The sequence below is a fragment of the Sphaerisporangium sp. TRM90804 genome, from assembly GCF_029846175.1.
In the GTDB taxonomy this organism is placed as follows: Bacteria; Actinomycetota; Actinomycetes; order Streptosporangiales; family Streptosporangiaceae; genus Sphaerisporangium.
Genome location: NZ_JARWAC010000037.1, coordinates 40,923 through 54,547 on the forward strand (window position 1 = coordinate 40,923; position 13,625 = coordinate 54,547).

Genomic DNA, 13,625 nt, shown 5'->3' on the forward strand with positions numbered 1-13,625 from the left:
AGCCGACTCGTGACATTTTTGAGGTAGTAGAGGATGACAAGGAGCGGTACGCGGCATTTCTTCAGGCGGTTCCACGTGTCGCCAGGAAGAGGCAGCGTGGAAGGCTCGGTTGGTGTTCCCCGGGCGGCACGATCTTGGGGGATACGCCGTCTCACCCGGAGGGCCGCTGGGTTCACGTTTCCGGGGTGGGGGTGTCCATGATCGGGCGTACCTCCACCGCGGCGAAGCGGGCGTCGGGGATGCGGGACGCGATCTCGTTCGCTCGTTCCGGGGTTTCGCAGTCGACCACGAGGTAGCCCGCCAGGTGCTCCTTGGTCTCGCCGTAGGGGCCGTCTGTTACGGCTGGGACGCCTTCGCGGACCTGGACGCTTCTGGTGGTCGACGGGGCGGCGAGTCCCTCACCCGTGATCAGCTCGCCTGACTCGGTGATCTCCCGGTGCAGGGCCTTGGACAGGGTGATCAGTTCGGCGCGGTCATCCGCCGGCATCGCCAGGAACTCCGGGTCGCGCAGGAACAGCGGGTGCTCCCAGTTCTCCGCGTTGCTGTAGATCAAGAGCAGGTATCTCATATCGACTCTCTCTTCGCGCACGATGTCCGGGACGGGTGAGACCCCGGCCCCCGCGCGTCCTGGCGATGCGCGGCGCCCCGATCAGGCCGACGGGCCGGCGACGCCGACGACGTTGCCCTCGGGGTCGGTGAAGCGGCCGACCGTGAAGTCCCCCGACTGTGGCTCGGGGCCCATCAGGCGCTTGCCGCCGAGGTCCTCGGCCTGGCGGAGCGCCGATGCGACGTCGGGAACGGCAACGTAGAACAGGACCCGCGGCTCGTGGTCCCGTCCGCCGCCGACGCCGCCGTTGATGCCGTCCCCCTCCCCGGTCGTGCTTCCGTCCACGAAGCCGTACGAACCCGGCTGCGAGACCTTGTCGGAGATCGCGTCGCCCACCTGGAACCGCCAGCCGAACAGCTCACCGTAGTAGCCGCGGAGCTTGGCGGGATCGCTTCCGATGATCTCAAAGTGCACCACGGGCAAACCCATGATCAGTCCTCTCCTCGCCGGCGTCCCGGCGCCTCGTCGGGCACCGCGGACGGGTGCCTCACAGGCTGGTCGGAGGAGAGGGCCCGATCTCTACATGCCGCCCCGGGGCTTCGCGGGACGAACCGACCCCGTCCGAGCCGCGCCGGACGTTCACCCGGCTCCGGGAGCCCGCGTCAGGCGTGGGCGCGCAGGGCGGCGATCGTCCAGGTGAAGGCCGGGATGACGGTGGGGGACGGGGGGCGGTCGTCGAGGGTGGACAGCAGGTGCCAGTAGCGCTCGGCCCGGGGGTCGGCGAGCAGTTCCAGGCGGTCGCGGAGGTGGTCGCGGGCCTGGGCGGAGGTTCGGGGGTCGACGACGCGGTCCAGGACGGGTCTGGCCTCGGGGGAGGCGGGGGCGATCTGGTCGGTCAGGGCCTGGCCGGCGTGGCGCAGGACTCGGGAGCGCAGGTCGAAGCCGGCGTCCGGGAGCGGGTCCGTCGTGCCGGTCAGGACGATGCGGCGCAGGCGGTCGCGGAAGTCTTCGTCGGCGACCAGCTCGGCCAGCTCCACCCAGGCGTCGACCTGGGCGGGGGACGGGTCGTCGGGGAGTTCGGCGGGCAGCTCGCGCATCCACCCGGCGACGGTCAGTGCGTCGTCGTCGGGGGTGACGCCCGCGAAGACGTCGTCGACGAAGCGGTTGATGATCTGCTGCCGCTCGGTGGCGGACAGGCGGGCGAGTCTGTGCATGATCAGGGTCTCCTCGGGTGTGCCGCCGCGTTCGGCGATCGTGCGCAGCACGGCGCGGCGCAGCTTCAGGGTGCGGATCTCCGCGTCCAAGGCCTGGGCGTGCGCGTCGGCCACCTCGGCGACCGTGACGTGCCGCGCCAGGACGTCCTGCACGGTGTCCAGGGGGATGCCGAGCTCGCGCAGGCTCTGGACCAGCTCCAACCGGGCGACGGCCGCCGCGTCGTACAGCCGGTATCCGCCCGCCGAGCGGCCGGCGGGCGGCACCAGGCCGCTGTCGGACCAGAAGCGGATCGTGTGCACCGACAGGCCGGTGCGGCGGGCGAGCCGTCCGATCGTGTAGAGCTCCGCGCTTTCACTCACGGGGACGAATCTGCACCCTCGAGCCACTCGAAAGTCAAGCCGCGATCGGGCCCGGTGCGTCCGTCAGGCGGAGGATGGGGCGGCGGTGGTGCCGGCCGTCGGGCCCGGTGCGTCCGTCAGGGGGAGGAGGGCGCGGAGGGGGTCGTCGTGCGGGTGGCCCGGAGCGGCTCCGGATTCGCGGTCCCGCCGGTCTTCCTGCCGGGCAGCGCGCCCCGGGCCACGAGTACGGCGATGACGGCGAGCATGACCAGCCAGCCGGGCCAGCCGCTGAGGCCGATGGTCCACGGGTTGGACCGCGCGATGAGGTCGCCGGAGCCGAACACGGCGTTGACGAAGCCGGTGATCAGCGTGTTGTTGACCGCGTGGGCGATCACACCTGGCCAGATGAGCCCGGAGGCCAGGCGCAGCCAGCCGAGCAGAACGCCGAAGAACACGGCGGTGATCATGAAGGGGATCGTCCGGGGAGCGGCCTGCGACCCGATGAAGCCGGGCAGGTGCCACAGGCCCCAGATCAGACCGCTGAGCAGGAGCGCGGGCCACAGGCCGAACGGGCGGAGCACGGGTAGCAGGTAGCCGCGCCAGGCCCACTCCTCGCAGAAGGCCAGGGGCAGCAGGATGAGTAACAGGCCGACGTTGATTGCCAGCGCGGACAGGATCAGGCCGATCGGCATGCCCTGCTCGTCGACCGTTCCGGGGGCGAACGTGCTGCGAAGGGCGCCGAAGCCGGTCAGGTCGAGTGGGTAGACGCCCGCCAGGGCGCCGATGCCGATCGAGGCGAAGCCGAACGCGAGCGGCAGCAGCAGCCCGATCAGGCAGTAACGCAGCAGCGGGCGGGCCGGCCTTAAGGGCGCCATGGCGGTCTCGCGCCGGATGTCACGGGAACGGCGCACCCAGCGGACGGCGACGAAGGTGGCCAGGCCAGCCGCGAGCATGCCGCCGGGGGCGATGGCGTCGACGCCGGTCAGCCGGCGCAGCACCCACAGCAGCCAGGGGATCCCGAAGGCGAGGATCACGAAGACCGCGATCTCGCGGCGGCGAGGTACGACGGCTGTCTCGGGGAGCATGATGAAGTCCTCTCTGTCATCTGTTCTATTACTTATATATCAGATAGAGTAGGTCTGTGCTTCTGACGATCGACCTAGACAGCGACGTGCCGATCTACCAGCAAATCCGTGACCGGGTGGTCGAGGCCATCGCCGACGGCGAGCTGCGGGAGGGGTCGGCGCTGCCGTCCACCCGGCAGCTCGCCGCCGACCTGGCGATCAACTTCCACACCGTGAACAAGGCTTACGACCTGCTGCGACGACAGAACGTCATTCGCATCAACCGCAAGAGCGGAGCCGTGGTCCGCCGTGACGCCGCCTCGGGCCCTCCCGGGCCCGGCTTCGCCGACGACTGGGAGCCCCGGCTGCGCACGCTGTTCGCCGAGGCGGCCGTGCACGGCATGGATCCGCAGGAGGTGCTGCGACGCAGCGCCGGAGTGCTCGACTCGTTCGCCCCACGAAGGGAGACCCCCGTATGATCACCGACCTGCCGCTGGTCGCGCTGGTCACCGTCGCGGCATGGGCGCTGCCGGTGCTGAGCCGCCCGACGCTGCCGTTCGGCGTGCGCGTGCCCGGCGACCGGGTGACCGCACCGGAGATCACCGCGCAGCGCCGCCGCCACGCCCGAGGGGTGCTCGTGCTCGGCGCGATCGCCGCCCTCGCGGTGGTGCTCGGCGCCCCCTCCGGCGCCCTCCTGATCTTGGGCGCGGCCGACATGGCGCTCTACTACACCGCCCACCGCGCGGTCGCGGCGGCCAAGCGGCGCGGCGACTGGTACGCCGGCACCAAGCAGGCCACCAGCACCGACACCGCGTTCCGCACCGATCCGGTACGGGTGCCGTGGCCGTTGCTGCTTCCCTCGCTGCTGCTGGTGGCCGTCACCGCCACGATCGGGGTCTGGCGGTACAGCGACCTGCCCGCCAACCTGGCGACCCTGCGCGGCCTCGGCGTCGACGCCGCTACCCGGGTGCCCACCACGCCCGCCTCCGCCTTCGCGACCGTCGCCGCCCAGGTGGCCGTCACGCTGGTGGCGCCGGTCGTGATCGCGGCGCTGCTGCGGTCCCGGCCCGACCTCGACGCGGAGTACCCGGAGGCCTCCGCCTACCGCTACCGCGTCTACCTGCGGGGCATGTCGCGCCTGCTGCTGCTGGTCGCGGCCTGCCTCAACCTCACCCTGCTCCTGCTCGCCCTGCGGCAGTGGCAGGTCCTCGCGCCGTCGGCGGGAGTGACCGTCGCCACGTGGCTGCCGCCGATCGCCGCCGGGATCGCCATGCTCGTCTTCGGTGTCCGGGTCGGCGAGGCGGGTCACCGGCTGCCCGTCGCCGGCCCGGAAGCGGGCTCCGGCTACGTCCAGCGCGACGACGACCGCTACTGGCGCCTGGCCGGGATGGTCTACGCCAACCGGGACGACCCCGCGATCATGGTCCACCAGCGGGTCGGCGGCCGGTGGACGCTCAACCTCGGCAACCCGGTCGTCTGGATGGGCATCGCCGTCGTCGCCTTCGTCGCCGGGCTGGCCATGACACCGTGGCCGCACTGACCCCCGGGCGCACGATCGCCGGGAGACGGCCTCGGGACAGCCGCGAGGCCGAGTGACCGCCGAGGTGCGGCGCCGGGGGTCGCCGCGAGGTCAGGTGACCGATCGTCGCGTGCGGGGCCGGGTCAGGGCTGGGGGTCGCCGGTGGGGGTGGGCTTGGCCGACCATTCCTGGCGGCGGGCCTCGGCCAGGACGATGGCGGCGGCCACGCCGACGTTGAAGGAGCCGACGCGGCCGACCTGGGGGATGTAGAGGACCTCGTCGGCGGCTTCCAGCAGGGCGGGGGAGCAGCCGTGGTCCTCGCTGCCGACGACCAGGCACACGTCGCGGTCGAGGCGGGACTCGTGCAGGGGGACGGCGTCGCCGGTCAGCTCGATGGCGATCACGGTGTAGCCGTCGTCCTTGGCGGCCTGGACGGCCTCCAGGGCGGGGACGGCCGGGTGCCAGGTGACCAGGCGGTCGGTGCCCAGGGCGGTCTTCTGCACCTTGGGGTTGGTGGGCGGGGTCGCGTTGCCGGCCAGCCAGAGCTGGTCGGCGCCGAACGCGGCGGCGGTGCGGAAGATGGACCCGACGTTGAAGGGGCCGGTCACCGACTCCAGGATCAGCGACAGCCGGTTCTCTGTGCCCCGGCGCCAGGTGCGGTTCAGCCGCTTGACGTCGGTGGGGCGGAGCTGCCTGCGAGTGCCTGTGCTCATCGGGTCCTCAGCGGATGTCGTCGGTGCGGGTGGAAGTCGGTGCGGGAAGGCGGGCCGTCCCCGGAGCCGCCGGGGTGTCCGTGACGGGTCACTGCGTGCGGCCGGAGGCGTCGGTGCCCCGCGGGCCCCGGGCGGGCGGCGCCTCCGGCGTGCCGCCGGCGGGGTGCGGGGTGGGGCGGGCGGCGACGCGCAGGACGCGGTAGGCCGAGCGCGCGGCCTCGCGGGTGGTGGGCCAGCCCTGGTCGTTCAGCCAGCGCTGCAGGGAGTCGGAGCCCAGGTGCTTCTGGACGACCAGGTAGGCGGCGCCGTCGGGGGTGAGGCGGTCGAGCCAGCGGGTGAGCATGGCGTGCAGGGCCGGCTTGCCGATGCGGATCGCGGGATTGGACCAGATGGCCGAGAACCGCACGTCGCTCGGCACCTCGTCGGCGTGCGCGGTTCTTACTTTGTAAAGGCCGGCGGTTCGCGCATTCTCGGCGCACAGCTCCAGCGAGCGCCGGTTCACGTCCACCGCCCACACCGTGGCGTCGGGCGCCCGGGAAGCCATGGTCAGCGCGATCGGCCCGTACCCGCAGCCGAGGTCGAGAAGCTCGCCTCGCGGCGGGGGCGCCGGGACGGCCTCCAGCAGCACGCGGGTGCCGGCGTCCAGGCGGCCGGGGGAGAAGACGCCGCTGTCGGTGGCCAGGCGCAGGTGCAGGTCGGGCAGGATCACGTCGACCGTGCCCGGCCGGGCGGCCGCGCCGGGCCGCTCCTCGAAGTAGTGCCCCCCCTTGGACGTCACGACGGAAGACGTTACCAACCGCACGGCGGTGCTCGTGATCCGGCGCGTCCCGCACCCCTCACTCGCGGGGGGCGTGGGACGCCGGGAAGGTCAGATCGTCCGGCGGGCCGGGGACCGGACGTCGGAGGGCCGGGCTCCCGGCGCCTCCATCTCGTGAGGCCCCGGGAACCCGGTGTGCCGGGCCCGGACGTGAGCGGGCGGGCCGATCGGGACCCTGTGGCGGGCCCGGGGGCCGGACGTCAGAGACCGGAACCGGCACCTTTCCTCGGGGCGGCGGCACGCGTGAGAAGTCCGGGCCGTTCAGGCGCTCCGAGGCCCGCCCGGCGGGTGGTCAGGGGATGCGGGTGCCCAGCAGCATGGCGGCGCCGGCGACCAGCAGGCCTATCAGGACGCCGGCGACGGTGAACCACTGGCCGATCTCCTGGTGGACGACGCGGTAGCCCAGGGAGCTGCCGATCTGGCTGTAGACCTCGCGGAGCTGGTCGCCGGACTCGGCGCTGTAGGCCCGGCCGCCGGTGCCGTCGGCCAGCGACTGCAGGGTGGCCTTGTTGACCGGCACCTGCACGTCGCGCCCGTCGATGCTGACCGTGCCCTCGGGCGTGCCGTAGGCGATGGTGGAGACGGGCACGCGTGAGCCCACGGCCGCCTGGACGGCCTCGTTCACCGACCGGCCCGAGGTGTTGTCGCCGTCGGACAGCAGCACGATCGCCGACGGCGGCGGGTCGGTGACGGCGCGCTGGTCGAACGAGCGCAGCGAGTCCAGCGAGCTGAACACCGCCTCGCCGATCGCGGTGCCCGGGCGGGTGGCCAGGCTGCCGATCGCGGTCGCGGCGGCCAGGTGGTCGGTGGTGGGCGACACCACCACGGCGGCCGACCGGGCGAAGGCGACCAGCCCGACGTTGAAGCGCTCGGGCAGGTCGCGGACGAACTGCTGGGCGGCCTGCTGGGCGGCGACCAGCCGGGTGGGGGAGACGTCGCCGGCCTCCATGGACAGCGAGACGTCGACCGCCACGATGATCGTCGCCCGGTCGCGCGGCACGCGGGTGGCGTCGGCGGGCCGGGACGCGCCCACCACGAGCAGGCTCATCATCACCAGGAACAGCGCCGCCGGGATGTGCCGCCGCCAGCCGGGCCGTTCGGGGGCCACGTAGCTCAGCAGCGCCAGGTTGGTGAAGCGCATGGCGTAGCGGCGCCGGGTGAACTGCACGGCGACGTACGCCGCGACGACCAGCGCGAGCGCGGCGAACAGCCAGAGCCACCCGGGAGAAAGGAAGATCACGTGCCCGCCCTCCAGCGCCGTGACGAGGACGGACGGACGGCCGGCCGGGCCAGACGGCCGGCGCGCCCCGGGGGCCGGGGGTGACCCGGGCGCGGCGCGCGGGACGGCCGGCGGGCGTGTGGCGGGCGCGGCGGGTGGACGGCGTGCCGCCGGCGAGCCTGACGGTGGGCGTGCCGGCGGCGAGACGGAGCGGTGCCCGAGCGCGTTCGCCGGGGTGGCCGATGGGCCCGGTGCGGTGGGTGGCCGGCCTCCGGCGCCGGTGGAGACGACAGGTGGTTCACGCGCCCGCCCTTCTGGTGGGATGCCGGCCGGCGAGGTGGGCCGTGCGGCGGTGCCGGAGAGTGAACTGGGCGATGTCGTACACCCAGTCGCGGTCGGTGCGCAGCACCAGGTGGGCGGCGCCGGAGCGGCGCAGCGCCACGCGGGTGGCCTCGCGCTGGCGCGCCGCCGCCTCGGCGTAGTCGCGGCGGATCTTGGCGGACAGGTGGATGAGCCGGGTGCGCCCGGTCTCGGGGTCGGTCAGGGCGACCGTCCCGACGTCGGGCAGCTCCAGCTCGCGCGGGTCGATGACCTCCACGGCCAGCACCTGGTGGCGGGCCGCCAGGCGGCGCAGCGGACGCTCCCACTCGCGCCGGCTCTCGGGGTCGCCGCCGGCGCCAAGGTCGAGGAAGTCGGAGACCACCACGCGCAGCCCGCGCTTGCGCCGGGCGGACGCCAGCAGGGCGATCGCCTCGCCCAGCCGGGTGGGCCCGGTGGCGGGCGTGCCGCGGGGGGCGTCCAGCAGGGTGTGCAGCAGCGCGTACATGGCGGGCCGGCCGGTGCGGGCGGCCAGGCGGTGCACCTGGTCGCCGTGGATGACGTAGGCGCCGAAGCGGTCGCCGACGCGGCTGCTGAGGAACCCGACGGCGCCGACGGCGGCGATCACCAGGTCGCGTTTCTCCATGTCGGCGGTGCCGAAGTCCATGCTGGGCGACAGGTCGGCCAGCACCCAGGTCTCCAGCTCGCGGTCGGCGATCAGGTCGCGCACGTGCGGCACCTGGGTGCGTGCGGTGACCGCCCAGTCCATGCGCCGCACGTCGTCCTCGCCCGGGACGTACACCCGGCTGTCGCCGATCTCGCTGCCGGCGCCGGGCAGCAGGCCCTGGTGCCGGCCGTGCAGCAGGCCGTCCAGGCGGTGCAGGACGGTGAGCTCCAGGCGGCGCAGGGCGTGCTCGGGGCCGCGCTCGGGTGCGGGTTCGTCCACGGCGGGGGCGGCGTTCACCGCTGGGCCTGGTTCCAGACGACCAGCGGCGGCGGCACCGAGGCCAGGATGCGCCGCACCACGTCCTCGGGGTCCACCCCGTCGGCCAGGGCGTCGAAGGTGAGCATGAGGCGGTGGCCCATGACGTCCACGGCGACGTCGCGCACGTCGTCGGGCAGCAGGTAGTCGCGGCCGCGCAGCAGCGCCAGGGCCCGCCCGGCGGCGACCAGGCCGAGGGTGGCGCGCGGGCTGACGCCGATCTCGACGGCCTCCTCCAGGTCGCGCAGCCCGTACTCGGCGGGGGAGCGGGTGGCCATGACCAGCCGCACCACGTAGTCGGCGACGAGCTGGTGCACCGAGACCTGGTCGGCGAGCTTCTGCAGGGCCATCAGCCGCTCGGGGTCAAGGACGCGGCCGGGCAGCGGCGGGGAGACGCTCATGCGGTGCAGGATCTCCAGCTCCTCCCCGGCGGTGGGGTGGATGACGCGCACCTTGAACAGGAACCGGTCGCGCTGCACCTCCGGCAGCGGGTACACCCCCTCGGACTCGATGGGGTTCTGGGTGGCCAGCACGATGAAGGGCCGGGGCAGCGGGTGGGTGCGCCCGGCCAGGGTGACCTGCCGTTCGGCCATGACCTCCAGCAGCGCCGACTGCACCTTGGCCGGGGCGCGGTTGATCTCGTCGGCGAGCAGGAAGTTGACGAACACCGGCCCCAGCTCGATGTCGAAGCTCTCGCTGGAGGGGTGGTAGACCCGCGTGCCGACGATGTCGCTCGGCACCAGGTCGGGGGTGAACTGGATGCGCGCGAAGGTGCCGCCGACCACGGTGGCCAGCGTGGAGGCCGCCAGGGTCTTGGCGACGCCCGGCACTCCCTCCAGCAGGCAGTGGCCGCGGGCCAGCAGGGCCACCAGCAGTCGCTCGATCATGTGGTCCTGCCCGACGATCACGCGCCGGACCTCCGACAAGGCCTGCTGGAGCAGGCCGAGGTCGGCGTCGACGCCCTCGCCCGGTCCGGGGCCGTCACTGCGTTCTTCGGCAACGGTCATGCGGCCATTTCATCAAACAGCACGCAATGGTGCACGGCACCGTCGCGGTGAGCCGAAGGTCAAGGTGTGCTTTCATGTCACGGTGGCAACTCCGCTGCAGTACGGCGACCCACCCCGGCTGGGGCCCTACGCCGTGCAGGCGCGGTTGCGGGCACTGCCCACGGGGTTCGTCTACCTGGCGCAGGACGCCGGCGGACGCCCGGTGTCGGTCGCGCTGCTGACCCGCGGCGCGGCCCTGGACGCCGCGGCGCGCGAGCGGTTCCTGGACGCCGCCAGGCAGGCGGCGCCCGCGCGCGGCGGCGTGCGCGGCTGGGTGGCGCGGGCGCGTGGACGCGCCCCGGCCGGGGCGCCGCAGGTCATCGCGCTGGACGACGGTCCGGCGCCGTGGGTGGCGGTGCCGTACGCGCCGGGCGGGCCGGGCGCCGAGTGGTTCCTGACCTCGGTGCTGATCACCGGCACGCTGATCGGCGAGATCCACGGGCCCGACTTCGTGCCGTACTGGCTGGGCGACCGCGTCCCGGCGATCCCGCTGCCGCCGCCGCCCGCGCCGCCGCCGACCGAGACCCGGCGCGCCGTGCTGGTGGCCATGTCGGCGCTGGTGGTGCTGGTCGTGCTGACCGGCGTCATCGCGTGGCTGCTGCTGGGCCGGGGCGAGGAGCTGCCGCCGCCCACGCGCCCGCTGCCGCCGACGATGTTCGTGCCGACCCCGCCGCCGCAGCCCTCGCCCAACGACACGCTGAAGCCCTCGCCGTCCCCCTCGCCGGGCGACAGCGGCACGGCGCCGCCGCGGCCGACCCTGCCCGGCGACGAGGACTCCGGCGATCCCATCTGAGCACTCGCGTCACCGCGGCGCGGGGGCGGGCAGCGGCGCGGGGGAGGGGACGCGCAGCGCCGTGGCCGTGAGGGCGACGAACAGCGCGAGCACGGCCGGGATGGCCAGGGCGCGGGGCAGGCCGATCAGCTCCGAGACCGCGCCGATCAGCACGGGGCCGAGCAGCATGCCCAGGTACCCGGTGCTGGCGACCCGGGCCAGCGCGCGCCCGGCCCGGGCAGGGTCGCGGTTGCCGGCGGCGGAGAACACCTGGGGCACCGTGCACGACAGCCCGGCGCCGAAGCAGGCGAAGCCGATCACCCCGGCCACGGGGTGGTGGACGAGCAGCGCGGCGCCCAGGCCCGCGCCGGCCAGGACGCCGCACCAGCGGACCAGCCGGACGGGCCCCAACCGGGCCGCCAGGCGGTCGCCGACCAGGCGCCCGGCGGTCATGGTGATCGAGAAGGCGGCGTAGGCGGCCGCGGCGAACCCGTCGGAGCTGCCCAGGTCGCCGCGCAGGTACACCGAGCTCCAGTCGGCGGCGGCGCCCTCGCCGACGAAGCAGCAGAAGGCGAGCGCGCCCAGCAGCAGCACGCCGCGGTTGCGGTCCCACTCGCCGCGCAGGGAGCGGCGGCGCCCGCCGTCCCGGGGTCCGGGCGCGGCCGGGACGCCGTCGCGCGGCGCGGGCCCGGGGGTGGCGGCGGCCGGGAGCGGCGGCCTCGCCCACAGGCCGGCCCACGCCGACAGGACGATCAGGGCGGCGCCGGCGGCGGCGAACGTGGGCAGCGGGCCGGCCCCGGCCCAGGCGAACAGGCCGCCGGTGGCCGCGCCCAGGAAGCCGCCGATGCTGAACACCGCGTGGAAGGAGGACATCAGCGGGCGCCGGTAGGCGCGCTCGACCTCCACCGCGTTGGCGTTCATGGACACGTCCATCACGCCGTGCACGATCCCGAACAGGGTGAGCGAGACGACCAGGGAGGCCAGGGTGGGCATGGCGGCGGGCAGCACCAGGACCGCGCCCTGGGCGAGCCCGGCGGGGATCATGACGCGGACGGTGCCGTACCGGTCGACCAGGCGGCCGACGAACTGCATGCCGGTGAACGCGCCCGCGGCGATGGCCAGCAGGGCGATGCTCAGCTCTCCCTCGCCGAGCTGCAGCCGGTGCTGGATCGCGGGGATCCGGGCGGTCCACACGCCGATGGAGACCCCGGCGACCAGGAAGAGTAAGGAGACGGCGACACGGGCGCGGCGCGGGCCGCCTTCGCGGCTCATCCGGCGACTCGGACGGCGACGCCGGCGGCGGTGAACGCCTCGTGCTGGTCGCGCGGGATGCCGGAGTCGGTGACCAGCACGTCGATGCGGCCGGGCGGGCACACGGTGGCGAAGGCGGTCTGGCGGAACTTGGCGGAGTCGGCGGCCACGACGACCCGGCGGGCCGAGGCGATGGCCGCCTGCTTGACGGCCACGTCGTCCAGGCCGTGGGCGGTCATGCCGTGCTCGGCCGACAGGCCGCAGCAGCCGATGACCGCGGTGTCGAAGCGCAGCGTCCCGATGGTGCTGACGGCCAGGGGGCCGGCGATGTTCTGCTCGCCGTGGCGCACCTCGCCGCCGGGCAGCACGACGCGGACGCGGGGCGCGTCGGCGAGGGCGTTGAGGGTCTGCAGCGACAGCGGCAGGACGGTGAGCCTGCGGTCGCGGACGGCGCGGGCGACCTCCAGCGCCGTGGTGCCGCCGTCGAGCACGACCGCCTCGCCGTCGGCGAGCAGCGCGGCCACCTCGGCGGCGATGAGGCGCTTCTGCTCGGCGGCCTCGTGCTCGCGCACCCCGAACGGCGGCTCCTCGCCGCGCAGCAGCAGGCTCTGCGCGCCGCCGCGGATGCGCCGGGCGACGCCCTGCTGGGCCAGCTCGTCCAGGTCGCGGCGGATGGTCATCTCCGAGACGCCGTGCTGGGCGGCGAGCTCGGCGACCGACACGCTGTCGGCGGCCATCAGCGCGTCGATGATTGATTTCAATCGATCCATGCGTTCATATGAACATTTGTGGTGTTCGTTTGGCAAGTCGGACACACTAGGGGGCATGCGTGCGAGCCGTCTGCTGTCCCTGCTGCTGATGTTGCAGGCGCGTGGCCACATGACGGCCACCGAGCTGGCGCGGGAGCTGGAGGTCTCGGTGCGCACGGTGTACCGCGACGTGGAGGCGCTGTCGTCCTCCGGCGTGCCGGTCTACGCCGACCGGGGCCCGGCCGGCGGGTACCGGCTGCTGGACGGCTATCGCACCCGCCTGACCGGCCTGACCGCCGAGGAGGCGTCCTCGCTGTTCCTGGCCGGACTGCCCGGCCCGGCGGCGGAGCTGGGCCTGGGCGAGGTGGCCGCCGCCGCGGAGCTGAAGCTGCTGGCGGCCCTGCCGCCCGAGCCGCGCTCGCAGGCCTCGCGCATGCGCGAGCGGTTCCTGCTGGACGTGCCCGGCTGGTACCGGGAGGCCGACGACGTGCCGCACCTGGGGCAGGTGGCCGACGCGGTGTGGGAGGCGCGGCGCATCCGCATGGTCTACCGCCGCTGGGGGCCGGCCGAGGTGGAGCGGCGGGTGTGCCCGTACGGGCTGGTGCTCAAGGGCGGCTCCTGGTACATGGTGGCCGCGCCCGACGGGGAGCGGCCGCGCACCTACCGGGTCGCGCGCATCGTCTCGCTGGAGGTGCTGCCCGGCCGCTTCGCCCGGCCGGACGGGTTCGACCTGCACGCTTTCTGGCGCGAGTACGCCGCCGGCTTCCGTGAGCGCATGTACACCGCCCACGCGACGGTGCGGCTGGCGCCGGGGGGCGAGGAGCGGCTGCGGCTGGCGATGGGCGTCCGCCCGGCCGACGAGGCCCTGGCGGCGGGGGGTCCGCCGGAGCCGGACGGGTGGCGGACGCTGCGCGTGCCGGTGGAGTCGGTCAGGCACGCCTGCTGGCTGCTGCTGCGCATGGGCCCCTGCGTCGAGGTGCTGGAGCCGCCCGAGCTGCGCGAGATGATGGTCGCCGCCGTGGCGGGGCTGTCGGCCATCTACGGCACCGGCGCGCCCTCCGCCTGACAGGCCGGC

General features: G+C 74.3%; 15 protein-coding genes. 4 read left to right on the plus strand and 11 right to left on the minus strand.

Annotation, left to right across the window (positions count from 1 at the left end):
* Positions 1 to 172: 172 nt before the first annotated feature.
* The 4 genes from PYR91_RS34425 to PYR91_RS34440 form a co-directional block, all read right to left on the minus strand.
* Entirely contained in the window at positions 173 to 568 is a 396-nt protein-coding gene (locus PYR91_RS34425; RefSeq protein WP_279786859.1) for a YciI family protein, read from the minus strand.
* Positions 569 to 649: 81 nt separating this feature from the next.
* On the minus strand, positions 650 to 1,036 hold the full coding sequence (locus tag PYR91_RS34430; RefSeq protein WP_279786861.1) for a VOC family protein: 387 nt from the start codon (positions 1,034 to 1,036) through the stop codon (positions 650 to 652).
* Positions 1,037 to 1,209: 173 nt separating this feature from the next.
* Complete coding sequence (locus tag PYR91_RS34435) at positions 1,210 to 2,121, minus strand: MerR family transcriptional regulator (RefSeq protein WP_279786863.1); 912 nt, start codon at positions 2,119 to 2,121, stop codon at positions 1,210 to 1,212.
* Positions 2,122 to 2,237: 116 nt separating this feature from the next.
* Entirely contained in the window at positions 2,238 to 3,185 is a 948-nt protein-coding gene (locus PYR91_RS34440; RefSeq protein ID WP_279786865.1) for a CPBP family intramembrane metalloprotease, read from the minus strand.
* A gap of 56 nt (positions 3,186 to 3,241) precedes the next feature.
* Here PYR91_RS34440 and PYR91_RS34445 point away from each other — a divergent pair, with 56 nt between their 5' ends.
* Together PYR91_RS34445 and PYR91_RS34450 are read left to right on the plus strand one after the other, a co-directional pair.
* Positions 3,242 to 3,643: a GntR family transcriptional regulator gene (locus tag PYR91_RS34445; protein WP_279786867.1), complete on the plus strand. Its 402-nt coding sequence runs from the start codon at positions 3,242 to 3,244 to the stop codon at positions 3,641 to 3,643.
* Positions 3,640 to 4,704, plus strand: a complete 1,065-nt coding sequence (locus PYR91_RS34450) for a DUF5808 domain-containing protein (RefSeq protein ID WP_279786869.1) — start codon at positions 3,640 to 3,642, stop codon at positions 4,702 to 4,704. Before PYR91_RS34445 ends, PYR91_RS34450 begins: the two co-directional genes overlap by 4 nt.
* 122 nt (positions 4,705 to 4,826) lie before the next feature.
* On the opposite strand, the gene PYR91_RS34455 is transcribed toward PYR91_RS34450, so the two are convergent.
* From PYR91_RS34455 to PYR91_RS34475, 5 genes are all read right to left on the minus strand, one after another.
* On the minus strand, positions 4,827 to 5,396 hold the full coding sequence (locus PYR91_RS34455) for an RNA methyltransferase (protein WP_279786871.1): 570 nt from the start codon (positions 5,394 to 5,396) through the stop codon (positions 4,827 to 4,829).
* 88 nt (positions 5,397 to 5,484) lie between these two features.
* Complete coding sequence (locus tag PYR91_RS34460; RefSeq protein WP_279786872.1) at positions 5,485 to 6,174, minus strand: methyltransferase; 690 nt, start codon at positions 6,172 to 6,174, stop codon at positions 5,485 to 5,487.
* A gap of 331 nt (positions 6,175 to 6,505) precedes the next feature.
* Positions 6,506 to 7,453: a VWA domain-containing protein gene (locus tag PYR91_RS34465; protein WP_279786874.1), complete on the minus strand. Its 948-nt coding sequence runs from the start codon at positions 7,451 to 7,453 to the stop codon at positions 6,506 to 6,508.
* Positions 7,454 to 7,730: 277 nt separating this feature from the next.
* Complete coding sequence (locus PYR91_RS34470) at positions 7,731 to 8,714, minus strand: DUF58 domain-containing protein (RefSeq protein WP_279786876.1); 984 nt, start codon at positions 8,712 to 8,714, stop codon at positions 7,731 to 7,733.
* Positions 8,711 to 9,739, minus strand: a complete 1,029-nt coding sequence (locus tag PYR91_RS34475; RefSeq protein ID WP_279786878.1) for an AAA family ATPase — start codon at positions 9,737 to 9,739, stop codon at positions 8,711 to 8,713. The genes PYR91_RS34470 and PYR91_RS34475 overlap by 4 nt, the downstream gene beginning before the upstream one ends.
* An 82-nt stretch (positions 9,740 to 9,821) precedes the next feature.
* Here PYR91_RS34475 and PYR91_RS34480 point away from each other — a divergent pair, with 82 nt between their 5' ends.
* On the plus strand, positions 9,822 to 10,571 hold the full coding sequence (locus tag PYR91_RS34480; protein WP_279786880.1) for a hypothetical protein: 750 nt from the start codon (positions 9,822 to 9,824) through the stop codon (positions 10,569 to 10,571).
* Between the two features lie 9 nt (positions 10,572 to 10,580).
* On the opposite strand, the gene PYR91_RS34485 is transcribed toward PYR91_RS34480, so the two are convergent.
* Entirely contained in the window at positions 10,581 to 11,822 is a 1,242-nt protein-coding gene (locus PYR91_RS34485) for an MFS transporter (protein ID WP_279786882.1), read from the minus strand.
* Positions 11,819 to 12,571, minus strand: coding sequence for a DeoR/GlpR family DNA-binding transcription regulator (locus PYR91_RS34490; protein WP_279786884.1), 753 nt, complete (start codon positions 12,569 to 12,571; stop codon positions 11,819 to 11,821). The genes PYR91_RS34485 and PYR91_RS34490 overlap by 4 nt, the downstream gene beginning before the upstream one ends.
* Positions 12,572 to 12,626: 55 nt before the next feature.
* Between PYR91_RS34490 and PYR91_RS34495 the strand changes: the two genes are divergently transcribed.
* Complete coding sequence (locus PYR91_RS34495; protein WP_279786886.1) at positions 12,627 to 13,616, plus strand: transcriptional regulator; 990 nt, start codon at positions 12,627 to 12,629, stop codon at positions 13,614 to 13,616.
* Positions 13,617 to 13,625 lie beyond the last annotated feature (9 nt).